We start from the raw sequence: 20996 nt of genomic DNA, 5'->3' as shown, positions 1-20996 counted from the left end.
AAAAACGGCCGCTTGTCATCACTGACAGCGGCCGTTTTGCGTTACACGTTGCGGATCAGTTCAGCACTGCGGCGCCACGCTTTTCCAGATTGCGGCGGCGAGCCACCAGCAGACCGGCCGCGACCACCAGCAGACTGAGCAGGCCGGTCGCGAGGATTTCCACGCGATGGGCATCCTGGAACAGCATGATGGTCAGGGCCGCCACGATGAACACGATCACCGCGTAGGTCAGGCCCGGGAACAGCCACATGCTGAAGACGATTTTCTCGCCGCGAGCCATGCGTTGTTTACGCATGCGCAGTTGCGAAATCGCGATCACCAGGTACACCAGCAGCGCGATCGCGCCGGAGCTGGCCAACAGAAACTCGAACACCGCCGCCGGGGCCACGTAGTTGGCGAAAGTGCACAGGAACGCCGCGCCAGTGGACAGCATTACCGCCCAGTAAGGGGTGCCGCTTTTGTTGGTGCGGGTCGCCATGGCCGGGGCATCGCCGCGCTTGCCGAGGGAGAACAGCATGCGCGAAGAGGTGTACAGCGCCGAGTTCAGGCAGCTGGTTACAGCGACCAGAACCACGATGTCGACGATCATCTTGGCGTTCGGGATGCCCATGCGCTCAAGTACGGTCTGGTAGGAACCGACGCTGGCCAGAACCGGGTCGTTCCATGGCACCAGGGCCACAACGATGAAGATCGAAACGAGGTAGAACAGGCCGATTCGCCAGATCACCGAGTTGGTGGCCTTGGAGATCTGCTTGCCAGGGTTCTTCGATTCCGCGGCCGCAATGGTCACGATCTCGGTACCCATGAAGGAGAACATGGTGGTCAGGATCGCGCCCAGCACTGCGCCCATGCCGTTCGGCAAGAAGCCCTGGGTGTCGAAGATGTGCGACACGCCGCTGACCTGGCTGTTCGGCAGGAAGCCGAAAATGGCCGCAACGCCGAGGATGATGAAACCGATGATCGCCACGACTTTGAGCAGGGCGAACCAGAATTCAAACTCACCGTAGTTTTTCACGCTGAACAGGTTGGTCACGGTCAGCAGCATGGTGATGATCAGCGCGAACGCCCAGATATCCACACCCGGGAACCACGCGTGCAGGATGGTTGCGGCGGCGTTGGCTTCCAGCGGAATCACCAAAACCCAGAACCACCAGTACAGCCAGCCGATGGTGAAACCGGCCCAATGGCCAATGGCGCGGTCGGCGTAAGTCGAGAACGAGCCGGTGTCAGGCGAGGCAACCGCCATTTCGCCGAGCATGCGCATCACCAGCACAACCAGCGCGCCAGCAGCGGCGTAAGCCAGCAGAACGGCTGGACCGGCAGCGGCGATGGCGTGGCCGGAGCCGACGAACAGACCTGCACCGATCACCCCGGCGATCGACAGCATGGTCACATGACGCGGTTTGAGCCCCTGTTCGAGGCCATTGGAGCTTTGGGTACTGCTCATTGGAACTACCTTTGCGAGGAAAGCGATTGCGTCCGGCCCGTCTGGCGTTCCTTCTCGTAAAAAGAATCCAACGGGGCGTTCCGGATTCTGCACGCAATAAATGCGCCAAAATGTTTCAAACTCTTCTGCCGTGCGGTTTTCCGCGCGACCGGACAGTCATCGCAAGTCCTTGAGAATAATGGCCTTTCGCCAAAACGTTACCCTGCGACTCACTTTTCAAACGAACGAGCGCACCAGAAACACACTGAAAAAGTGCGGGATGCACAATAAAAGGGCGAATGAGGAACGATCGGCCGGATAGCGCTTCCAACACCCCGCCAAAGGTGGCAACATCGCGCCTTTTTTTACGCGACACCCACGGGAATCCACGTTCAAACACCCGTTCGGTTGTTGATGGGGCGACAGTCTGCTGCGCCGATGCGACAACCTGCCACACGCCATCCGTTTACCGCTCGTAGCGCTGTTGGCTGCCATTGAAACGCTATGCTAGCTTGGCCGCCTCGCCAGGAAGGCCAACCAACAGCAGGAGCGCAACATATATGAGGAACGCACATGGCTGAGGCCACGCCCGCGCTTGAAATCCGCAACTTGCACAAACGCTACGGACAGCTTGAGGTGCTCAAAGGCATCTCGCTGACCGCCCGCGACGGCGATGTGATCTCGATCCTGGGTTCCTCCGGTTCCGGCAAGTCCACGTTCCTGCGTTGCATCAACCTGTTGGAAAACCCGCATCAGGGCCAGATCCTGGTGGCCGGGGAAGAACTCAAGCTCAAGGCCGCCAAGAATGGCGAACTGGTTGCCGCCGACGGCAAGCAGATCAACCGCCTGCGCTCCGAGATTGGTTTTGTGTTTCAAAACTTTAATCTGTGGCCGCACATGAGCGTGCTCGACAACATCATCGAAGCCCCGCGCCGCGTGCTCGGCCAGAGCAAGGCCGAAGCCATCGAAGTCGCCGAAGCGCTGCTGGCCAAGGTCGGCATCGCCGACAAGCGCCACGCCTATCCGGCGCAACTGTCCGGCGGCCAGCAACAGCGCGCGGCGATTGCCCGCACGCTGGCGATGCAGCCCAAGGTGATCCTGTTCGACGAGCCCACCTCCGCCCTTGACCCGGAAATGGTCCAGGAAGTACTTAATGTCATCCGCGCATTGGCCGAAGAAGGCCGCACCATGCTGCTCGTGACCCACGAGATGGGCTTTGCCCGTCAGGTCTCCAGCGAAGTGGTGTTCCTCCACCAGGGCCTGGTAGAAGAGCAAGGATCGCCACAGCAGGTGTTCGAAAACCCGCTTTCGGCGCGCTGCAAACAATTCATGTCCAGCAACCGCTAACGGAGCTACCCGCATGCAGAACTACAAAAAGGTCTTCCTGGCCGCCGCCGTCACCCTCGCGTTCAGCGCCGGTGCCATGGCCGAGACCCTGAAGATGGGCATCGAAGCGGCTTACCCGCCGTTCAACAACAAAGACGCCAGCGGTAACGTCGTCGGCTTCGACAAAGACATCGGCGACGCCCTGTGCGCCAAGATGAAAGTTGAATGCTCCGTCGTCACTTCGGACTGGGACGGCATCATCCCGGCCCTGAACGCCAAGAAGTTCGACTTCCTGATCTCCTCGATGTCGATCACCGACGAGCGCAAGCAAGCGGTGGACTTCACCGACCCGTACTACTCCAACAAGCTGCAATTCATCGCGCCGAAAAACGTCGACTTCAAAACCGACAAGGCTGCGCTGAAAGGCAAGGTGATCGGCGCCCAGCGTGCGACCCTGGCTGGCACCTTCCTGGAAGACAACTTCGGTGACGACATCACCGTCAAGCTGTACGACACCCAGGAAAACGCCTACCTCGACCTGACTTCCGGTCGTCTGGACGGCATCCTCGCCGACAAATACGTCAACTACGAGTGGCTGAAAAGCGACGCCGGCAAAGCCTATGAATTCAAGGGCGACCCGGTAGAAGAAAGCGACAAGATCGGTATCGCTGTACGTAAAGGCGACCCGATCCGCGAGAAGCTGAACGCCGCGCTGAAGGAAATCGTTGCCGACGGCACCTACAAGAAGATCAACGACAAGTACTTCCCGTTCAGCATCTACTGATCCTGACCTGCCGGATCGGCGCCGTTACATGACGGTGCCGATCCCCGGCCTTGCCTGCCGCGATTTGAAAAGAAATCCATGATTATCGACCTCTACGGATTCGGCCCGGCGCTCTTCGCCGGCGCGCTGATGACCGTCAAACTGGCACTCTCGGCCCTGTGCCTGGGGCTGGTGCTCGGTCTGCTCGGCGCCTTGGCCAAGACTTCCCCGTACAAGCCGTTGCAGTGGCTTGGCGGAACCTATTCGACCCTGGTGCGCGGCGTCCCGGAATTGCTCTGGGTGCTGTTGATCTACTTCGGTACGGTCAACGCCATGCGCGCGCTCGGTGAGCTCCTCGGCAATCCCGAACTGGAACTCAGCGCCTTCGCCGCCGGCGTCATTGCGCTGGGCCTGTGCTTCGGCGCCTACGCCACGGAAGTGTTCCGTGGTGCGATCCTCGCTATTCCCAAAGGCCACCGTGAGGCCGGCGTGGCCCTGGGCCTGTCGAAATGGCGGATCTTCACCCGACTGATCATGCCGCAGATGTGGCGCATCGCCCTGCCCGGCCTGGGCAACCTGTTCATGATCCTGATGAAAGACACCGCGCTGGTATCGGTCATCGGTCTGGAAGAAATCATGCGCCACGCGCAGATCGGCGTGACCGTGTCCAAGCAGCCATTCACCTTCTATATGGTGGCGGCGCTCATGTACCTGTGCCTGACCGTGCTGGCGATGATCGGCATGCACCTGCTGGAAAAACGCGCCGCACGCGGCTTCGCGAGGAGCGCTCAATGAATTGGGAAGTCATCATCAAGTGGCTGCCGAAACTGGCCCAGGGCGCGACGCTGACCCTGGAGCTGGTGGCCATCGCTGTGATCGCCGGTTTGCTGCTGGCAATTCCGCTGGGCATCGCCCGCTCTTCGAAGCTGTGGTACGTGCGCGCTTTGCCCTACGCCTACATCTTCTTTTTCCGTGGCACGCCGTTGCTGGTTCAGCTGTTCCTGGTCTACTACGGCCTGGCGCAATTCGATGCAGTGCGTAACAGCTCGATGTGGCCGTACCTGCGCGATCCGTTCTGGTGCGCCACCGCGACCATGACCCTGCACACGGCGGCGTACATCGCCGAGATCCTGCGCGGCGCGATTCAGGCGATTCCGCCGGGCGAGATCGAAGCGGCGCGGGCATTGGGCATGTCCCGGCCGAAAGCCCTGTTCTACATCATCCTGCCGCGTGCCGCGCGCATCGGTCTGCCGGCCTACAGCAACGAAGTGATCCTGATGCTCAAGGCCAGCGCCCTGGCCAGCACCGTGACCCTGCTGGAACTGACGGGCATGGCGCGCACGATCATTGCCCGCACCTACCTGCCGGTGGAAATCTTCTTCGCTGCCGGCGTGTTCTATCTGGTGATGGCTTACGTGCTGGTTCGCGGCTTCAAACTGCTGGAACGCTGGCTGCGCGTCGATGCGTGCCAGGGGCGCTGATTCTTCTGACGTGCTGACGGGCGAGGCCCTACTCGCTCGTTTCACGGCACTGGATTCATTTCTCGCAGCCCATCAGGCGTTGTGGAAGCCCCGCCCGTTCACTCATCTGCAACTGCCTTGGGAAGCGTCCTACCCGGAACTGGCCTCGTGGCTACGCGGGCGGTCGCTGGAAGATGCAGAAAACGCCCACAACCAACCTGCCGAACTCTTGGATGCGCCGGAGCCGTTCGCTTCATTGGCGGCGTTGTCGCTTGAGCTGAGTGCGGTGGGTGAGTTGCCTGCGCATTCGCTGGAAGCCGCCGGGCATCGTCTGAATGTCGATGTGCCGGGGCGCAAATGGCAGCAGATCGAAGCCTTCGCCAGCCGCTTGTCGTTTGCCGCGCAACCGAAGCACTGGCTGGATTGGTGTTCGGGCAAAGGGCATTTGGGTCGGCGTCTGCTCGGTGCTGATCAGCAACTCACCTGCCTGGAATATGACCCGGCGCTAGTTGCCAGCGGTCAGGTGCTGAGTCAGCGTCATCATTTGCATGCGCTGCACGTCGAGCAGGATGTGCTCGCGACGAACACGGCTTTGTTGCTGAACGCCGAACACACGCCCGTCGCCCTGCACGCTTGCGGTGACTTGCATGTGCGGCTGATGCAACTGGCCAGCGCCGCTGGCTGTCGGCAATTGGCGATCGCACCGTGCTGCTACAACCGGATCAGTCGCACTGAGTATCAGACATTGTCCTCCGCAGGTTCGAGTTCCGTCCTACAGCTCTCGCTGGAAGATCTGTCCCTGCCGATGAGCGAGACCGTCACCGCCGGTGCCCGCGTCCGACGTCAGCGTGACACCTCCATGGCCCGCCGACTGGCTTTCGATCTGTTGCAACGGCAAGTGCGTGGCGTCGACGAATACTTGCCGACACCGTCCCTGCCGAGTGCCTGGCTGGACAAACCGTTTGCTGATTACTGCCGCGATCTGGCAGCGCTGAAAGAGTTATCCACAATCGGCTCGCCAGATTGGGTAGCACTGGAAGCCGCCGGTTGGCAGCGATTGGCCGAAGTTCGCAACCTGGAACTGCTCCGCGGACTGTTCCGACGACCGCTGGAACTTTGGCTGAATCTGGATCGTGCATTTTTCCTCACCGAGCAGGGATACATCGTACGCCTCGGCACGTTCTGCGAGGCGCCGCTCACACCGCGCAATTTCCTGTTGCTTGCCGAACGCGTTTAATCTTTCACAGCCTGTGGATAACTCTGTTGATGGATTTATCGTGGATCCAATATCCACGGCTGTTTCAGACCATTAACAGCACTGGTCATTTTTTGTTCACATAAATAAAAAACCGGCAAAACAGGGATTTGCGACTCAAATGAGAACCCGTCCACAAAATCCCCTCTAAGCCCGTCCTCTTCAAAGCCTGTTGTGCATAAGCCCTCGACCAAAAGGACATAACCGCCGAATCGCGGACGCCGGCAATGGACAATTGCACCGGCCATCTGCCCTTGCTATACAAACCTGTGCCGTGCAGGTAGCGCACGCCCGAACAAGAAAAATCCGACCGACAGGAAGCGACCGTGACGTTCATTTCTTACGCACAGAATTTCGAGGACGTACGCCTCTGGCGCGCCCTGCAGTATTTTGAAAACGGTTTTTATATCGACGTCGGCGCCAATGACCCGGTCCACGACTCGGTCACCAAGGCCTTTTATGATCGCGGCTGGCAAGGCATCAACGTCGAACCGATGCAGAACTACTACGACGCACTCCGCCAGCATCGCCCCCGCGACACCACGCTGCAATGCGTGGCCAGCGACCAGCCGGGAGAACTGACCTTCTATGGCATTCCCGACACCGGCCTGTCCACCGCTGACCCGGTCGTTGCGCAAGAACGCAAAAACCTCGGCATGGACGTGCAAAGCTTCACTGTCAACGCACGCACACTGACCTCGATCTGCGAAGAGCACGCCGCCGAGCGGCCGATCCACTTCCTGAAAATCGACGTCGAGGGCCACGAAGAAACCGTCCTGCGCGGCATGGACTTCAGCCGCTTCCGCCCCTGGATCATCCTCATCGAAACCCCATGGGAACGCGACCACACCTGGGAACACCTGGTGACCGACGCCGGCTACACCAACGTCCTGTTCGACGGCCTCAACAGCTTCTTCCTGGCCAACGAACAAATCAACCTCAAACCCGCGTTCGACCTGCCACCGTGCAACCTCGACAACTTCCAGCTGTGCAAAGGCCACAACCTCGCCCACCCGGTAAACCCGGCCCTGGAAACCGCCCTGCAACGCGCCGAACAAGCCGAAGCCCAACTGCGCGCCATGCAAAACAGCCGCGCCTGGCGCGCTGTACAAAAACTGCGCAACATCCTGCGCCGGGCGTGATTCGCAGAGGGCGCAAAAATAGTCTGAATTCAGGGGTTTACAGAAGCACCCGAGTCGCTATAATCGTCGCCCACACGCCGGTATAGCTCAGATGGTAGAGCAACTGACTTGTAATCAGTAGGTCCCGGGTTCGATTCCTGGTGCCGGCACCAAGTTCAAAGCCCCGCAATGCGGGGCTTTGTCGTTTCTGGGGTCTTAGACTTACCTCACGTCAAAACGTGAAAGTGTCCACAAAGTGTCCACACTTCATTTTTTTGCCTCTCTCGAACCAAACCAGCTACATCCACCCTCCGCATCCGCCGCAATCATTGCCCGGCCGATACTCATCGCTTCTTCAAGCAAATCGATCGCCTCCCGAAACATCTCGGGCCTGTCAGTTCCTCCAGCCAGCACACCGCCCTCGATCACGTCCTGCCTGACGCTATCAGCCAACTGATGAAAGCGGACGATTTGCCTCGCTTGGTCTTTACTCAGCACCCCCAGCTTCGTGACGTTCGCTTGGAAAACCCGGTTGAATTGGCCATCAATGCGGATTTGATAAAACTCGGGACTAGTGTTGAACGCATTCATCACTGCTGACCGACGATAAAGCAATTTCGCCTCGCAAAACTTGAACTGACGCTGCCAAGTGGCAGCGTCAGACATTTCCTCAGAGGATCGCTGTTGGTAAACAGGTTCAAAAAGCCTGTTTATAGACACGCCGTGATACCTCCCAAGGGCTACAAGTCCTTGCGCCGTTGCCTACGGCTACGCCAGAATCCGCCGGCTTGTGCGCCTCGGGCTAACTGGTAAGTTGGTTGTGTCACTGACTCCCAGTGACCGGGTATAGCAGCCCGGTATGCCTCGGAAGCACAAGTATCATCTGGTCAGGCAATCGCCTGTGCTCAATGGTGGCTGTGTGCATGGCACCTTCGGGTGCGCCGGATTCCGAGAGCTTACCGGTCTGCTACTTGCGCACAGCCGCCACCCTTTCGAAGAGCAGCGAAGGGAACGCGGCTTCACCAGAGGAAAGCTCTTATGTTCAAGGTAACGCCGAATCCGCCGGTCACCGAACCGACGTCCATCCCCGATCCGACATCGCCCTACGAATGCCCCGGTTCTAAAAAATTCAACGAAGCCGCCGAGCGCGCCCTCGACTACTACCTGGGCCCGCCCACCGCTCGCATCATGGCCGCGGACTACTACCCCAATCGCAACTACATGGCCAATCCCAAGTCGAGCAACGAAACACTCCTGGTCGACGCCTGTGAAACCCTAGGGTCTGCCAGCGTCATGCTCAACGACTTCGCCGCCGACCTCCAAGGCACCCACCGCAAAACCGCCCAAGGCATCGCACAAATCGTGATGCTGTCGGAGCTGGCGGTGAATCAAGTGCTGGATCAACTAGTCCCCACAGAGTAACAATCCAATAGGGCGAGGGTTCACTCTCGCCCTCTACTGCAACGCACATAATTGATCGAACAGGTCGCGCTGTTGAAAACGAGGCATAGAACGCAAGCGATCAAACAACAATCGATCAACCGCCTGTGCGCAAGGGCTGAGCGTGTGGGAAAAGGTCAGGTGAGCCACCCAAGTATGACCACATTGCACAGAACTACACTGACAGTACAATCGCACAAAATCTGTTGACAACTCATCTCTTGAAACTATGCGACCCTTCTGACAACAAAATTTACAGACCACGCGCATAACGGGTTCTCAGAATGATAAAAACCGCTTATCTTACCCAACTCAACCAGAACCCACCATTCAATATATGTGACAAACATCAGAAACTAACGCGCAGACCCAAAGGTCTATATACCGCCTCCGACTTAAGACAATAAACGAAGCGCTTCTTTAAGAGACTGAAAATCAACCTCCTGTTTAGACCCAACAAAAATACCCTGCGGAGTATTCTGTGGAGTCAGTTTCCTGCTTTCTTGATATTCCCATGTAATAGTGGCTTGTGACCTATCAGCCCCTCGCGCAACACCAATAATACGCACTCCGGGTTCTTTAGAAACCATATTGCGGAATTCGTCATCACTAAGGCCTTCAGGAATATCATTCACTATTGTGCTTGACATAACAAAACTCCCACATAGAAATTAAACTCGTACCACTACTTGTGGCGACAATGGATCTAGCTTGTGCAAATCAGGCAAACCAGCCAATACCGCACTGCCTAACTATCAGTTCTAATATTTCTAGCTTTCCTATCGTAAGCAGTTCCCTCTATTTCAAAAAAAACAGCTTGCCCGTTTACCAACGGACCGCCATAAACTACGTCCGCATCTGTAAACTTACATGAATCAGCACCTGGCTCATTTGGCCTAATCGAGCCGACACCGGCTGTACTTAGGTTCGGAACAAATGTAACCTTTCCAGAACTTCTACTAGCCATCACATTTCTCCTTAAATTATTACTTTGTGAAATACTTTCATCCACGGAATAGAGTGAAAGTTTTTATATAGCGCAATTTGATGCTAAACCTTACGCTCAGGCTCAGCACCTGTCAGAAATGACAGTCACTTATACCGCTTTGCTATTAAAACAATCACACTAGTAACATCTCACAAAAAACATCATTTTCTAGGTACTCCATTACACCTTACGATCCGTTCTTAGCTGGCAATTCACCTGCAAAAATAACTGCATAATTGGCCTAATTTCGTTATTCATATACACCCGGTCTATCTTCTCGATATCTCCAAAGCCTGCCGCATTTTCCGGCATGACCCCCGCCAGCGCCGGATTCATACGCCACGCCGCAATCACGTCATTTCGGGTAATGTTCTTGATTCGCTCAAATTCGTCCTTCGTCGCAATGTCTCCCACGGGGATGATCTGAATCGCCTTATCACTGCCACCGGGTATGTTCACAAACAGCGAGCGGAAATTTCCCACCCCCTTGCTGCCGGCGATCTTGGCCTGCAAGGCCTTCTCGTCCTCTTCGGACAGGTTCGGGTCGTTGGTGTAAAACACAAACCCCGCATGCGCGCCGTTATTGAAGTAGCGCCGCCGAAACAACGTCGCAGACTCGTTCAGCAGCAACGCATGCATCCCGCCCAGATAGTCAGGCACACCGTAGATGTTCTGTTCCACGTCGTAGTCCATGACGTGTTCAACGTCATCCTCTTCAAAATGCAGATGCTGACCATTGGGCCGCAACATCAAGAACCCGCCGCCAACCTTGCGCCGCATGTTCAACGCCGGCAGATGCCCCAGCTCCAGCACCTGGCCAATCACATTGCGCTTGCGCTGAAAGTACCCCTCACCGAACACCATAAAATCCAGCGCAGCTCGCCCCATTTTCTGCGCACTGCATCCGGCAGACGGGATGAAATCACGCAGCAGCAGGTTGCGTTTGGAGGGAATGGGGACGGGGAATGGGGACAGACGGGAATGGGGACAGATCTATTTTCAATTCCTAGTGCCGGCACGATACAAAACAAAGCCCCTGCAGAAATGCAGGGGCTTTGTTGTTTCTGGAGTGTCCACATTTCGTCCACACTCCGATCATCGGCAACCGCGTTGCCAGTTCTAATCGGAACAATCCGTAGACGATTTCACCTCAGGCTGGCTGCAAATCCCGCAATGCTTCCGGATGCTGGCTAGCAACACGTAACAATGTCTGTGCCGCACCTGTCGGCTGCCTGCGACCCTGCTCCCAATCCTGCAACGTCCGCAGGCTCACACCGATCAACTTGGCGAACGCACTCTGCGAAACACCCACCTTGGCTCGCGCTTCAGCAGCCGCCGAAAGTGGCACCTCTGTCACACGAGCAGGTTTTCCCGCCTTCATTTGGCGGACAGAGTCCAGCAAGTCCTGCTGGAATTGCTCCAGTTCATTGACCATCGCTGATTTCCTCCTTCAGTTGCTGGGTGATAAAAGGGTATAGGTTTCTTCCAACGACATCAGCCCCGCCACCACCTGGCCACGATTGCGCTCTTCCCCTCCCCCACGCTACCGTCAAACCCGTCGCTGCCAATCCAGCGACCGGGCCTGAGAACCCGCGTAAGATGCAGGCGCACCAGCGCCCCCAACCCACGTTTGCCGGCGTTTTTTTGTGCCTGCATTTCCGTGCAATGGCGGCTGTGCGTGGGAGGCTTTCGGGCCTGCCGGGTTCCTGTATCTCCGGTTTCTCAGCCTGCGCATAGCTGCCACCCTTTCGCCTGAGAACGAATTGGCAGCCCTCATTTGATACAGGGAGTTTCACAAATGATCAGCATCGATCCGTCCAAAGTCTGCCCCTTCCACCTCCCAACAAAAGGTAGGTGAAGCCATGACCAACCCCCACGACCTAAAAACCCTCGGCCTCACCCATTTTTCCTTCCAATCCAACCACGCACTCTTCCGCACCAACTCCGGCGTACCTGTCGTCACCGCCCTCTCCCACGCATCCCACCTACTGCACATTTCCAAACTGCTCACATCAGATACTTCTGCCGCCAACGACCCGGAACTCCACGCCTGCGCCTCGCAATACTTGCAGGAGTTGAGCAAGGCGCTGGTCGATGATGCGGTCAAAGTGCTGAGCCCCGATCCGTAAACCGTCGCCCACAAAAAAGCCCTCGCATCGCGGCGAGGGCTTTGTGTTACCGGATCAATCAGTGCCCAGCGCTTTGACCACCATCCACATGCAGAATCTCGCCGGTCACAAAATTCGCGTTATCGAGATACACCACCGCCTGCGCAATGTCGTCGATCTCGCCCATGTGTCCAACCGGATGCAGCGCACCCAGTGCCGCGTGGGTTTCCTCGCCGTGCATCGGTGTCTTGATGATGCCCGGCGATACCGCGTTCACCCGGATTCCGCGCTTGGCGTATTCGATGGCCAGGGATTTGGTGGCGGCGTTGAGGCCGCCCTTGGTCAGGGAAGCGAGGACCGAGGGCACGCCGTCGATGGCGTGGTCGACCAGGCTGGTGGTGATGTTGACCACGTGGCCCTTGCCCTGTTTTTCCATCTCGGCGATGGCCAGTTGGGTGATGTAGAAGAAGCCGTTGAGGTTGACCGACAGCACCGCCGCGTAGTCTTCCGGGGTGTAGGCGGTGAACGGTTTGGCGACGAAGATGCCGGCGTTGTTGACCAGGGTGTCGATGCGGCCGAAGCGGGCCACGCCTTCGCTGATCACGCGTTGAGCGGTGGCCGGGTCGCCAATGTCGCCGGCGATGGTCAGGATTTGCGGGTCGTTCGACGGTTTGATCGAGCGCGAGGTGGCGACGATGTTGTAGCCCAGTTCGCGGAAGGCCTTGACCATGCCTTCGCCCAGACCTTGGGAGGCGCCAGTGATAACGACGGTTTTTTTCGAGTTGCTCATGATGAAATCCTCAATCAATAAGTAAGTGTTGAATCAGGCCGCAGCCAGTTTTTTCAGCATTTGTTCGTAGTACTCGACCGATTGCGAACCGGACACCAGGTGCTTGCCGTTCAGGATCAGCGCGGGCACCGAGTTGATCCCGTGCTGCCGGTAGAACGCCTGCAGTTGCCGCACTTCGCTGGCGAATTCATCGTTGGCCAGCACCTTGCGGGCCCTCGCGGCATCCAGCCCGGCTTCGGTCGCCAGACGGATCAGCGTCGGGTGATCGTTGGGGTTGTCGCCGTCGCGGAAGTAAGCGCGCAGCAGGATCTTTTTCAGCGCGACCTGCCGCCCTTCCTGCGCTGCCCACATCAACAAGCGATGGGCGTCGAAGGTGTTGTGAAAGTGCGTGCGTTTCTCCAGGTCGAACTCGAAACCGATGGCCTTGCCGCGCTCGATCTGCATCTTCTTGCCGGCAGCGACGTCTTCGGCGGTGCGGCCGTATTTGCGCATCAGGTGCTGCACGGCCGGCTCGCCTTCGGCGGGCATGTCCGGGTTGAGTTCGAAGGGCTTGTAGGTCAGCTCCACCGAAATCTCGCCGGCCAGATTGCCGATCGCCTGCTCCAGCGCTGTCGCCCCGAGTGCGCACCAGGGGCACACCACGTCGGAGACGAAATCGATGGTCACGGTCGGGGTCATGACTGGCCCCGTTCCGCCAGTTGTCGGCGGTATTCGGTGGTGGTGATCCCGGCGTAGCCCCAGTTATCGGTGTCGACTTCTTCGATCACGATGTGGGTCAGGTCCGGGCGTTTGTTGAGGACGCGTTCCAGGGTTTCAGTGATTTCGGCGATCACCTGAGCTTTCTGCTCACGGGTAACACCGTCGCGGGTGATGCGTACGCTGACAAATGGCATGACGACTACTCCAGTGACCTGCCCTCGGGATGATGGTCAGGTGTTGGAGCTCAATTTAGGCGTGTGCCGGGAGGGGAAAAAGTAGGGGTGGGGTACTTCATTTGTGAGGTGGTGTAATGAATTGATACACCCATGTTGCTACCGTTTACCCATTGAAGTCGTAGGTTGACACATCTGATTCAGTGGCCGAGAATCGGCTCCAAGAGCGCGAAACCGACTGCCATCAGGTGGCGATAGTCGGCGTTAGGAACCCCGTTGATGACCTGAAAATCAGCGTTCGGGTGAGACCTCTTCTCCCCTGCTTGAGGGAGCACAATATCAAGCAACTTTTTCGTGAAGGGCAGCCTGTTAAGGCTGCCCTTTTTGTTTGGGCCATCGGTAACTTTGAAACAGCAGCTCTCCATGCCGATGCTTGTTCAGTCCCTTTTTGTCACAGTTCATGAAGTTCCAGAGTACGTTGCCGTGATCGATATGGATCACGACCAGCATCTGGTATTTCGTGTTGTAGACACCGATGTATGTCAGTCGGAAAGAGTCGTCATCGTAGGAAATCTTCCAGATCTCTAACGGCTTTTTCAGGGTGTCTTGCGCGAAGTCTGTGAAGCGCTCCCGAGCATTCGGGCGTTTTTCCACAATGTGCAACAAGTGCTCGCGCCTCACCAGAACAGGGCAAATGGGTGTCTCAATCACTGTTGAATTGAGGCCGTCATGAAGTCCGAAGCCTTTGGCAACTTGCTCCCATGCAGCCTCCAGACTCTCGGCACCCGGACATTCTCTGATTGCAGAAGTCAGCAACTCGGAATCAATGTCCCGAATGTCCGGTAAACCAAGATCCTTCCAGTTCTTTTGTTCAGGTAACGCCCTGCTCCCAGGCACGCTCATTGGCATCCTCTCGCTAGCTTCGCGGATGCCGGCATTGCCTGGATATCCAATGGCCTCGGACTGAAAATGTCCCGAAATTAACTGCCTGATATTTCAGCCACTTGTGCTGCGGTAATAAATCAGCCCGTTCTTGTCTTTCAATAGGAGGCTTCCGGCATCAACGCTGAACAGCGCGAAATGGCTGTACGAAACTGTCCCAGCCGCTGTAACCCCACCGCACAAAAAAAGTGCCCGACTCCTTCGAGTCGGGCACTTTTTTTGATCCCTATCACCCCCACGTCGCCAAAAACCCCGATCCTGTGTCAGCCTCCAGCCATCGGCAGGGACATCAATTCGCTACTAATTGCGCGACAACTATGCTCAGGTACAGGAATATAGCCGGCAAATGGCGCCGTTCAGGCCGTCACGTACACAACAATACCCAGCCCACTTCAGAGGGCATTACCCATGGATAGCAGAACCTTACGCAACCTCATGCGCATCGTGCAGACCGGCTCGTTGTCGGCAGCAGCCGAGCATTCGTGCCTGACCGTGCAGGCCTTGGCCGCACAGTTGAACAAGGTCGAAGAGCAGTTCGGTTTCCGCTTGTTTAGACGATCCAACAAGGGGCTGACGCTGACGCCGCAAGGCACCGAGCTGACGCCCTATATGGACAGAGTGCTGATTGCCACGCGGCAGATGGAAGAGAAAGTCGAAGCGTTGAAGGTGCCGGGACAGCGCATGTTGAAAGTGGCGTTGAACACCACGCTGGCGCCGGACTTCAACCGGCGATTGATCGGACGCCTGATCGAAGTGTTTCCCGACTACCAGATGGAATTCAGCTACGCCGAGTCGATGGAAAACCTCAGCAAGCTGAAGAACGAAGACTTCGACCTTGCGGTGCTGATCGGCCCGCAGCGTCCGGGTCTGCCGAGCATTGTCCTGCCTGAAGTACAGGTGCAGGTGGTCGGCGCGCACTGTGGTCAGGAGAACGATCCGCTGACCTTGCTTGGCAACAAGTTTCAGGTGCGTCCCGCAGAAGATTGTCCGTATTCCCACAGCTTTTTGCGTTTTCTCGACGCCGGGCTGGGCAATCACGAGAACAGTCAGCGCACGATTTATTCCTGCAGCGAAACGCTGACCCTGTCGCTCATCACCCAGATGGATGCGGTCGGCATGGTCTCCCGCGAGGCCGCGCAGAAGAACGGCCTGACGATCTTCCCCGGGTTCGAGGATTTCCTCGAAGTGCGCCTGGCGGTGAACAACCCGGATCTGTCCGGTCAGGCGTTGAACGACGTGGTCGATCTGCCGCTACATGAACGAGCCGAGCGCAATGTACGCAGCCGTCCCAACCGCCACACTGAGAAAGAGGTTTTTGCTGAAATACGCACATAACAGCGTCGGAATCGCGGCATAAAATTCCGGGCGATCGAGCTGTATGTGCTGATCCTTGATCAACAAGGGTGTCAGGCTGATCGCAGCGACGATCGCCACCGGCAGGTATTCCAGCGCGCGGGCGACGAAGGGCGGCCAGTGCTCGGTGTTGACCTGCAACGGCAGGGCCCGTGGCAGAAAGGTCACGGCCATCATCAGCGCGACCACCAGAATCAGGAACGTTTGGTCAGGCATACACCCACTCCGCAGCCCACAAACGTGGCGATGAAAACGTTGAATGGCGAGCTGCCCACCAGACTCAGTGCGCCCATGCAGACCACTGCGGCCAAGGCGGCGATGAGTTTGTTGCGGGTGTTGCACAGTGAGACCAGGACGTAGAGCATCATCGCGGTCAGCGCATAGTCGAGCTGGTATTTGATCAGATGCGAGGCGTACTGCGCGCACAGGGCGCCCAGCAATCCGCCGATCACCCAGGAGGTGTGGCAGAACAGGTTGAAGCCAATCAGATAACGGACGTTCACCGGCGCCCCGGTGCCCAGTTTGACGCTGTGGAAGGCGAACGATTCATCGGTCAGGCCGCCGGCGTAACACCAGCGTTCCATGCGACTCAGGCCCAGCGCCCGCAGGGCTTTCGCCATGTAGACCGACATCAGCATGTGCCGCGCGTTGATCAGAAACGTGGTCAGCACGATGGTGGTCAGTGACGCACCGCTGCTGATCAGCGCCAGCGCCGCAAACTGCGAAGCCCCGGCATACACGAACAGACACATGGCCACCGGCAGCCACAGTGGCAGCCCGGCATTGACCGCCATCAGCCCGAACACGAACGACACGGTGAAGTAACCAGCGACCACCGGGCTGGCTTCGGCAAAGGTGCGCGATGGCTGACGGTCGACCATCAGCGGCGCACTGCCGGATGTTTCATTCATAGATCCCTCTCAAATGTCCGCTCGCCGTGAGGTTCGCAAAAACCCTGGGCCGTCCAGAAACGCTTGCCCGCGAGGTTAGCATCATCGACGAACAGGAACATCCGCAGCACTCCGACCCGTTTCATGTCGGCCGACGCCGCTTCCACCAGCCGCTGGCCCACGCCCTGGCTGCGATAGCGCAGGCTGACCGCCAGATGGTTGATCGTGCCACGACTGCCGAGCATGCCGCCCAGCACCGCGCCGACGATCTCGCCTTCGACGTCGAAGGCAAGATAGGCCGTGGTGGTTTTCTGGATCAACACGCCGCGCAGGCATTTGGCGTCCTGCCATTCACAGAACGACACTTCGTCGAACTGACGGAAGAAACGCTCCATGCGCTGCGCGTCCTTGGCCGTCGCGCGCCGCAGCACCACCGGCGTCGAGCATTCGACGCCGTCGATTGGGGTGATCTGATTAGCGAACAATGTCGAAAGCGGTCCCGGGCCGCGAGAAGGAAATCGCCAGGATCTGCCGGTAAGCCATGGCGTGGGAGTGGGTGTTGCGTGCCGGTGTCACGTAGTGACGCATGTCACGGTCGAGGAAGTAGGTGGTGTCGAGGATTTCCTGGTAAGTGGTCGACGCCAGTTGCTGCTCGTGGATGTCGTACAGACGACTCTCCGCGCCCTCGACGTTATTGCGCCCCCAAAAGTGCACGCCGCTGAACGGATAACCGTCGCAATGAATCCCTTCCGGAGTGATTTCCAGTTGTTTGCCGGGCTTGATCTCGATGCGGATCTGATGGATCTGGCACTGCCAGATTTCATCGTGCAGCTCTTCCGGCAACACGCTTTTGTACACTTCGAAATCGGTGTCGATCAGGCTGCGCATCACCGGCGAGCTGATGACTTCGTCCGAGAAGTCCTGGAAGTGCCGCACAACGCCGCCCACATAGCTGTTGTTGGCCTTGGACTGCACGTACGCGCGATGTTCCAGTTGCTTCAGTTCGCGAGTCTTGGGGTTGTACTCAAAGTCGCTGTAACGACGGTAACGCATGCCGGCTTCGGCCTGACCGTAGTAACTGTCAGGCTCCATGTTTTCCCAACTTTTGGTCAGTCTGACGAAGTCGGCGAAATGACCGTAGAGATTGAAGTCAGCACCCTGCACATTGGCGTACTTGTCGCGCCGTAGCGATTCGCCCACTTCTCTGGTTAAAACGATCATTACCAAATTCTCCGCTGCATTGAGCGGCCTAATCTATTAGGTGGAGAATTTGCGTCCATGAGAAAGAATTTCAGGCATTTAAAGCCCTGTTTGAAACGCGATTTGAAACGGCTTGAAAGTGCATTTCAAATGACAAAAACACGGGTTTTTATGCTGTTTTCGCAAAAAACGTCAAAAAAAAACCCCGAACCAGTCGGGGTTTTTCTGACGCGTTTCGCGGGTTCAACCAAACATCAGAAGACGTTGATCGGGTAATCCACGAACACCCGCAGTTCGTTGCCGCTGACGTTGTATTCGCTGGATTTCTGCGAAACACGCAGGATCGAGCTGCGCAGCTTGATGCTCAGGTCTTTGGCCGGGCCACTTTGCACGACGTACTTGAACTGGTTGAAGATTTCACGCTCGGTGCCGCCTTCGCTGGTGGACGTGGTGATGTTGTCGCCACGCACGTACGCGAAGTTGTAGCTCAGACCCGGTACGCCGAATGCGCTGAAGTCCAGGCCGTAGCCCAACTGCCAGCTGCGCTCGTCTTCAGCGTTGAAGTCGGACCAGTAGGAGTTGGCCAGGTAGATGGTGTTGCCACCGTCACCCACGCGACCCTGACCTTTCTGATAACCGCCGTAGGCGTAACCCAGGTTGCTGTCGCCGGTGGAGCGCTGGTGCGCCACGGTGAACGAGTGCGGGCCGGTGGCGAAGGTCGCTGCCAGGCTCCAGATCTTGTTGTCGTCGCCGGTCACACCGTTTTCGCGGACGTAGGAGTTGTCCAGCTTGGTGCGGTAACCGTTGAAGTCCAAGGTCAGGGACTGATCCTTGTCGATCGGGAACACGTAGTTGGCGTTCACGTATTGCTTCTTCAGCACGTCTTCGACGTCGGAAGCGTACAGCGCTGCCTTGAACTGTTCGGTGAACTGGTAGCTACCGCCCAACACGTTGATCGACTTCAGACCACCGCTGTCACGGCCTTCAGCGCTCTTGCGCGATTCGGCGGTGAAACGGCCGGCGTTCAGCTCCAGACCCTTGATCTCTTTGGAAGTGATCAAGGTACCGGTGTAGCTTTCCGGCAGCAGACGCACGTTGTCGTAGCTCAGCACCGGCAGGGCCGGCATCTGGTCACCGTAAGTCAGTACGGTGTTGGAGATACGGAATTTTACCGCTGCGCCACCCTTCGACAGGTCGTCAGCCGCGTTGCCGCTGTCACCCTGTTTGAAGAAGTCGATACCACCGGCACCGCTGCGGCCCTTGCCGCCGTCCAGGCGCAGTGCATACAGACCGAAGGCATCCACACCCACACCCACGGTGCCTTGAGTGAAACCGGACGAGAACGTACCGATGGCCGCTTGGCCCCATTCGGCTTTGTCCTGGTTGCCATCTTTGTAGTCACGATTGATGTAGGCATTGCGCAGCAGCACTTTGAGGCTGCTGTCTTCAACAAAACCCTTGGACTCGGCCTGGTCGTTAGCCATGGCCGAAGTGGCACTCAACATCCCCAGTGCGATCAAACTGATTCGCTTGTTCAACATTTTGTTTTCCTTATTACGGGTTGAAACGCGCTGTGTCGAACGGCTGAAACGGCGCTTATTGCACTCTTTTATTCACCCCGAAACAAAAAGACCCGCTCAAGACAATGTCATGGCGGGCCTGCTCCTGATTTTGAGTCATGGCGGTTAGCCACAGGCGTTGGGCCGAATCGTAGCCGCGCCCTCAACAATGTGTCAATTTCAAGAATCGTCTTTAAATAGGCGAAAAACGTCTAAAAAAAGTAAATTTTGCGGTGGCTTCGTGCAGGGAAACGCCTGTAATCAGGGATTTTAATGCCGGGTCACGCACACCCGTCGAGGCCACAGACCGGCAAGGCATGCGCCGCTGTCGCAGGCGCAAACGACTCACTCAACCATTGAGCGAAGGCCTGCGGTTTACCGAGCCACGGGCCGATATCCACCAATGTGAACTGACCATCCTGCTCCAGTGCGAGAGTCGGAAAACCCTGCCCGCCGAGTTTCGCCAACAGAGCGCGGCTGTTCTTCATATGTTGCTCGGTGTCGACGGACTGCTTGGCGTTCAAGAAAGTAGCGGCGTCGTAACCCTGCTGCACCGCGTATTCCAACAGCACACTTTCGTCGGCAATTCGGCGCCCCTCGACATAGTGCGCCGTCTGCAAACGCCCCAGCAGTTCCAGGCCACGGCCGTCGATTTTTTCCGCTGCCAGCACAGCGGCAATCGGTGGTGCCGAATCAAACACCGCGGTGTGATCGCGCAACAGGCCTTCGAAATAAGCGTCGCCGAATGGCTGACCCGTGTATTCAGCAATGCGCCGGTCATGGGGCATTACGTAATTGCGCAGTTGCGGCGAAACGCTCTGGCGGTTGGCACCCGTCATCATGCCGCCGGCGTGGGCGATCACTGGCAGCACTTGCTGTGCGGCCTGTACCAGCGGTTTGGCGCCATAGCACCAGCCGCACAACGGGTCGTAAATGTAGTGAAGGGTCATCGAAATGCTCCGGCTGGAAGGTGGGGAATGATGTCGGCACATTAGTCCCTCGGTCGTTGCGGAAAAACGCCGGAATGGCTTTCAGTGTGTTTCGGCAATCGGTCAAATCGAGACCGGCAGCCGCCACTTCCAGGTCAGGCAGACAACCCGGTGGGCATTGACACCTAAAGCTTCCGATATCGCGCCCATAAAAAAAGCGCTGCCATCCCGGCAGCGCTTTTTACAATCCCTGTTTGTTCTTCTTATCCTTCCATCACATCCCAGAGTGCTTCCAGTTCGGCCTCGCTGAACAGGCCAGCGGGGTAACGCTCGATCATCATCCGGCGCGGATCAGGTTCCCTGATCTGACGCGTTCCATTGGATTTCAACCAGTGCGCGACAATCTGGAGCGACTCAGTATTTACAGGCATGGGATGCAACGTCCGCTCGCTGATTACGTTCACTTCGGCGTTCATTTCAGCGCTCTCTCCCCGTTCGTGAGCGGCTAAGTTATCCAAGGTATATGACAGAACTGTTGAAGTTCTCCCCCCTCCCTAGTGCACCATGAGCGATA

Annotated in this window: 26 protein-coding genes and 1 tRNA gene; 10 read left to right on the top strand and 17 right to left on the bottom strand. The window is 57.4% G+C overall.

What is annotated here, in order from left to right; genetic code table 11:
- Positions 1 to 55: 55 nt before the first annotated feature.
- On the bottom strand, positions 56 to 1447 hold the full coding sequence (gene gabP / locus ACEN93_RS18455; RefSeq protein WP_007952562.1) for a GABA permease: 1392 nt from the start codon (positions 1445 to 1447) through the stop codon (positions 56 to 58).
- Between the two features lie 552 nt (positions 1448 to 1999).
- Here gabP and ACEN93_RS18450 point away from each other — a divergent pair.
- The 7 genes from ACEN93_RS18450 (at position 2000) to ACEN93_RS18420 (ending at position 7524) form a co-directional block, all read left to right on the top strand.
- The gene (locus ACEN93_RS18450; RefSeq protein ID WP_007897462.1) at positions 2000 to 2773 is read left to right on the top strand and encodes an ABC transporter ATP-binding protein; all 774 of its coding nucleotides are present in this window, start codon (positions 2000 to 2002) and stop codon (positions 2771 to 2773) included.
- Between the two features lie 13 nt (positions 2774 to 2786).
- Positions 2787 to 3536, top strand: a complete 750-nt coding sequence (locus ACEN93_RS18445) for an ABC transporter substrate-binding protein (protein ID WP_039764659.1) — start codon at positions 2787 to 2789, stop codon at positions 3534 to 3536.
- 78 nt (positions 3537 to 3614) lie between these two features.
- Complete coding sequence (locus ACEN93_RS18440) at positions 3615 to 4310, top strand: ABC transporter permease (RefSeq protein WP_085608643.1); 696 nt, start codon at positions 3615 to 3617, stop codon at positions 4308 to 4310.
- Positions 4307 to 4996 carry an ABC transporter permease gene (locus ACEN93_RS18435; protein WP_007952568.1) on the top strand — a complete coding sequence of 230 codons (690 nt, stop codon included), beginning with the start codon at positions 4307 to 4309 and terminating at the stop codon, positions 4994 to 4996. Before ACEN93_RS18440 ends, ACEN93_RS18435 begins: the two co-directional genes overlap by 4 nt.
- The gene (locus tag ACEN93_RS18430; RefSeq protein ID WP_495610351.1) at positions 4977 to 6212 is read left to right on the top strand and encodes a methyltransferase; all 1236 of its coding nucleotides are present in this window, start codon (positions 4977 to 4979) and stop codon (positions 6210 to 6212) included. Before ACEN93_RS18435 ends, ACEN93_RS18430 begins: the two co-directional genes overlap by 20 nt.
- A 344-nt stretch (positions 6213 to 6556) precedes the next feature.
- Entirely contained in the window at positions 6557 to 7372 is an 816-nt protein-coding gene (locus ACEN93_RS18425; protein ID WP_495610350.1) for an FkbM family methyltransferase, read from the top strand.
- A 76-nt stretch (positions 7373 to 7448) separates the two neighbouring features.
- Positions 7449 to 7524: transfer RNA gene (locus ACEN93_RS18420), tRNA-Thr, on the top strand.
- 94 nt (positions 7525 to 7618) lie between these two features.
- On the opposite strand, the gene ACEN93_RS18415 is transcribed toward ACEN93_RS18420, so the two are convergent.
- The gene (locus ACEN93_RS18415) at positions 7619 to 8017 is read right to left on the bottom strand and encodes a hypothetical protein (protein ID WP_039764651.1); all 399 of its coding nucleotides are present in this window, start codon (positions 8015 to 8017) and stop codon (positions 7619 to 7621) included.
- A 372-nt stretch (positions 8018 to 8389) separates the two neighbouring features.
- On the opposite strand from ACEN93_RS18415, the gene ACEN93_RS18410 reads away from it, so the two are divergent.
- Positions 8390 to 8773: a DUF6124 family protein gene (locus tag ACEN93_RS18410; RefSeq protein WP_039764649.1), complete on the top strand. Its 384-nt coding sequence runs from the start codon at positions 8390 to 8392 to the stop codon at positions 8771 to 8773.
- Positions 8774 to 8806: 33 nt separating this feature from the next.
- Here the strand turns inward: ACEN93_RS18410 and ACEN93_RS18405 are convergent, their stop codons facing one another.
- The 4 genes from ACEN93_RS18405 to ACEN93_RS18390 form a co-directional block, all read right to left on the bottom strand.
- The gene (locus ACEN93_RS18405; protein WP_103385586.1) at positions 8807 to 9061 is read right to left on the bottom strand and encodes an ogr/Delta-like zinc finger family protein; all 255 of its coding nucleotides are present in this window, start codon (positions 9059 to 9061) and stop codon (positions 8807 to 8809) included.
- Between the two features lie 125 nt (positions 9062 to 9186).
- Positions 9187 to 9441: a hypothetical protein gene (locus ACEN93_RS18400; RefSeq protein ID WP_414882201.1), complete on the bottom strand. Its 255-nt coding sequence runs from the start codon at positions 9439 to 9441 to the stop codon at positions 9187 to 9189.
- A gap of 518 nt (positions 9442 to 9959) precedes the next feature.
- Positions 9960 to 10772, bottom strand: a complete 813-nt coding sequence (locus tag ACEN93_RS18395; protein WP_495611560.1) for a phage portal protein — start codon at positions 10770 to 10772, stop codon at positions 9960 to 9962.
- Between the two features lie 157 nt (positions 10773 to 10929).
- Positions 10930 to 11214, bottom strand: a complete 285-nt coding sequence (locus tag ACEN93_RS18390) for a helix-turn-helix domain-containing protein (protein ID WP_039764645.1) — start codon at positions 11212 to 11214, stop codon at positions 10930 to 10932.
- Between the two features lie 427 nt (positions 11215 to 11641).
- On the opposite strand from ACEN93_RS18390, the gene ACEN93_RS18385 reads away from it, so the two are divergent.
- Entirely contained in the window at positions 11642 to 11908 is a 267-nt protein-coding gene (locus ACEN93_RS18385) for a DUF3077 domain-containing protein (RefSeq protein ID WP_039764643.1), read from the top strand.
- Positions 11909 to 11966: 58 nt separating this feature from the next.
- Here ACEN93_RS18385 and ACEN93_RS18380 read toward each other — a convergent pair whose 3' ends face one another.
- The 4 genes from ACEN93_RS18380 to ACEN93_RS18365 all read right to left on the bottom strand — a co-directional run bounded on the left by ACEN93_RS18380 (position 11967) and on the right by ACEN93_RS18365 (position 14452).
- The gene (locus ACEN93_RS18380) at positions 11967 to 12677 is read right to left on the bottom strand and encodes an SDR family NAD(P)-dependent oxidoreductase (protein ID WP_085608639.1); all 711 of its coding nucleotides are present in this window, start codon (positions 12675 to 12677) and stop codon (positions 11967 to 11969) included.
- A 33-nt stretch (positions 12678 to 12710) separates the two neighbouring features.
- Complete coding sequence (locus tag ACEN93_RS18375) at positions 12711 to 13355, bottom strand: DsbA family oxidoreductase (RefSeq protein ID WP_495610349.1); 645 nt, start codon at positions 13353 to 13355, stop codon at positions 12711 to 12713.
- A complete protein-coding gene (locus ACEN93_RS18370) occupies positions 13352 to 13570 on the bottom strand; it encodes a tautomerase family protein (protein ID WP_007952610.1) in 219 nt (72 codons plus the stop codon). The genes ACEN93_RS18375 and ACEN93_RS18370 overlap by 4 nt, the downstream gene beginning before the upstream one ends.
- 348 nt (positions 13571 to 13918) lie before the next feature.
- On the bottom strand, positions 13919 to 14452 hold the full coding sequence (locus tag ACEN93_RS18365; RefSeq protein WP_039764637.1) for a PBECR2 nuclease fold domain-containing protein: 534 nt from the start codon (positions 14450 to 14452) through the stop codon (positions 13919 to 13921).
- 447 nt (positions 14453 to 14899) lie between these two features.
- Here ACEN93_RS18365 and ACEN93_RS18360 point away from each other — a divergent pair, with 447 nt between their 5' ends.
- Positions 14900 to 15826 carry a LysR family transcriptional regulator gene (locus ACEN93_RS18360; RefSeq protein ID WP_103385582.1) on the top strand — a complete coding sequence of 309 codons (927 nt, stop codon included), beginning with the start codon at positions 14900 to 14902 and terminating at the stop codon, positions 15824 to 15826.
- On the opposite strand, the gene ACEN93_RS18355 is transcribed toward ACEN93_RS18360, so the two are convergent.
- The 7 genes from ACEN93_RS18355 to ACEN93_RS18325 all read right to left on the bottom strand — a co-directional run bounded on the left by ACEN93_RS18355 (position 15743) and on the right by ACEN93_RS18325 (position 20898).
- Positions 15743 to 16060, bottom strand: coding sequence for an AzlD domain-containing protein (locus tag ACEN93_RS18355; RefSeq protein ID WP_007952614.1), 318 nt, complete (start codon positions 16058 to 16060; stop codon positions 15743 to 15745). The genes ACEN93_RS18360 and ACEN93_RS18355 overlap by 84 nt on opposite strands.
- Entirely contained in the window at positions 16039 to 16755 is a 717-nt protein-coding gene (locus ACEN93_RS18350) for an AzlC family ABC transporter permease (RefSeq protein ID WP_011331997.1), read from the bottom strand. The genes ACEN93_RS18355 and ACEN93_RS18350 overlap by 22 nt, the downstream gene beginning before the upstream one ends.
- Positions 16752 to 17129, bottom strand: coding sequence for a GNAT family N-acetyltransferase (locus tag ACEN93_RS18345; protein ID WP_007952618.1), 378 nt, complete (start codon positions 17127 to 17129; stop codon positions 16752 to 16754). Before ACEN93_RS18345 ends, ACEN93_RS18350 begins: the two co-directional genes overlap by 4 nt.
- 79 nt (positions 17130 to 17208) lie before the next feature.
- Positions 17209 to 17955: a 2OG-Fe dioxygenase family protein gene (locus tag ACEN93_RS18340; RefSeq protein ID WP_011331995.1), complete on the bottom strand. Its 747-nt coding sequence runs from the start codon at positions 17953 to 17955 to the stop codon at positions 17209 to 17211.
- A 233-nt stretch (positions 17956 to 18188) separates the two neighbouring features.
- Positions 18189 to 19475, bottom strand: a complete 1287-nt coding sequence (locus tag ACEN93_RS18335) for an OprD family porin (RefSeq protein ID WP_039764630.1) — start codon at positions 19473 to 19475, stop codon at positions 18189 to 18191.
- A 299-nt stretch (positions 19476 to 19774) separates the two neighbouring features.
- A complete protein-coding gene (locus ACEN93_RS18330; RefSeq protein ID WP_495610348.1) occupies positions 19775 to 20443 on the bottom strand; it encodes a DsbA family protein in 669 nt (222 codons plus the stop codon).
- Positions 20444 to 20685: 242 nt separating this feature from the next.
- Complete coding sequence (locus ACEN93_RS18325; RefSeq protein ID WP_039764626.1) at positions 20686 to 20898, bottom strand: hypothetical protein; 213 nt, start codon at positions 20896 to 20898, stop codon at positions 20686 to 20688.
- Between the last annotated feature and the right edge of the window lie 98 nt (positions 20899 to 20996).

The sequence above is a fragment of the Pseudomonas sp. Pseusp21 genome, assembly GCF_059492145.1.
Note: the sequence above shows the minus strand (reverse complement) of the source record. Positions and strands in the feature narration are given on the sequence as shown.

Excerpts from the sequence above, each read along its gene's own strand:
- ACEN93_RS18430 (WP_495610351.1), top strand. The coding sequence starts at position 4,977 with ATGCGTGCCAGGGGCGCTGATTCTTCTGACGTGCTGACGGGCGAGGCC.
- ACEN93_RS18335 (WP_039764630.1), bottom strand. The coding sequence starts at position 19,475 with ATGTTGAACAAGCGAATCAGTTTGATCGCACTGGGGATGTTGAGTGCC.
- ACEN93_RS18450 (WP_007897462.1), top strand. The coding sequence starts at position 2,000 with ATGGCTGAGGCCACGCCCGCGCTTGAAATCCGCAACTTGCACAAACGC.
- ACEN93_RS18350 (WP_011331997.1), bottom strand. The coding sequence starts at position 16,755 with ATGAATGAAACATCCGGCAGTGCGCCGCTGATGGTCGACCGTCAGCCA.
- ACEN93_RS18355 (WP_007952614.1), bottom strand. The coding sequence starts at position 16,060 with ATGCCTGACCAAACGTTCCTGATTCTGGTGGTCGCGCTGATGATGGCC.
- ACEN93_RS18375 (WP_495610349.1), bottom strand. The coding sequence starts at position 13,355 with ATGACCCCGACCGTGACCATCGATTTCGTCTCCGACGTGGTGTGCCCC.
- ACEN93_RS18325 (WP_039764626.1), bottom strand. The coding sequence starts at position 20,898 with ATGAACGCCGAAGTGAACGTAATCAGCGAGCGGACGTTGCATCCCATG.
- ACEN93_RS18360 (WP_103385582.1), top strand. The coding sequence starts at position 14,900 with ATGGATAGCAGAACCTTACGCAACCTCATGCGCATCGTGCAGACCGGC.
- gabP (WP_007952562.1), bottom strand. The coding sequence starts at position 1,447 with ATGAGCAGTACCCAAAGCTCCAATGGCCTCGAACAGGGGCTCAAACCG.
- ACEN93_RS18435 (WP_007952568.1), top strand. The coding sequence starts at position 4,307 with ATGAATTGGGAAGTCATCATCAAGTGGCTGCCGAAACTGGCCCAGGGC.
- ACEN93_RS18345 (WP_007952618.1), bottom strand. The coding sequence starts at position 17,129 with ATGGAGCGTTTCTTCCGTCAGTTCGACGAAGTGTCGTTCTGTGAATGG.
- ACEN93_RS18330 (WP_495610348.1), bottom strand. The coding sequence starts at position 20,443 with ATGACCCTTCACTACATTTACGACCCGTTGTGCGGCTGGTGCTATGGC.
- ACEN93_RS18390 (WP_039764645.1), bottom strand. The coding sequence starts at position 11,214 with ATGGTCAATGAACTGGAGCAATTCCAGCAGGACTTGCTGGACTCTGTC.
- ACEN93_RS18340 (WP_011331995.1), bottom strand. The coding sequence starts at position 17,955 with ATGATCGTTTTAACCAGAGAAGTGGGCGAATCGCTACGGCGCGACAAG.
- ACEN93_RS18365 (WP_039764637.1), bottom strand. The coding sequence starts at position 14,452 with ATGAGCGTGCCTGGGAGCAGGGCGTTACCTGAACAAAAGAACTGGAAG.
- ACEN93_RS18410 (WP_039764649.1), top strand. The coding sequence starts at position 8,390 with ATGTTCAAGGTAACGCCGAATCCGCCGGTCACCGAACCGACGTCCATC.
- ACEN93_RS18385 (WP_039764643.1), top strand. The coding sequence starts at position 11,642 with ATGACCAACCCCCACGACCTAAAAACCCTCGGCCTCACCCATTTTTCC.
- ACEN93_RS18415 (WP_039764651.1), bottom strand. The coding sequence starts at position 8,017 with ATGTCTGACGCTGCCACTTGGCAGCGTCAGTTCAAGTTTTGCGAGGCG.
- ACEN93_RS18400 (WP_414882201.1), bottom strand. The coding sequence starts at position 9,441 with ATGTCAAGCACAATAGTGAATGATATTCCTGAAGGCCTTAGTGATGAC.
- ACEN93_RS18380 (WP_085608639.1), bottom strand. The coding sequence starts at position 12,677 with ATGAGCAACTCGAAAAAAACCGTCGTTATCACTGGCGCCTCCCAAGGT.
- ACEN93_RS18405 (WP_103385586.1), bottom strand. The coding sequence starts at position 9,061 with ATGCGCGTGGTCTGTAAATTTTGTTGTCAGAAGGGTCGCATAGTTTCA.
- ACEN93_RS18440 (WP_085608643.1), top strand. The coding sequence starts at position 3,615 with ATGATTATCGACCTCTACGGATTCGGCCCGGCGCTCTTCGCCGGCGCG.
- ACEN93_RS18445 (WP_039764659.1), top strand. The coding sequence starts at position 2,787 with ATGCAGAACTACAAAAAGGTCTTCCTGGCCGCCGCCGTCACCCTCGCG.
- ACEN93_RS18370 (WP_007952610.1), bottom strand. The coding sequence starts at position 13,570 with ATGCCATTTGTCAGCGTACGCATCACCCGCGACGGTGTTACCCGTGAG.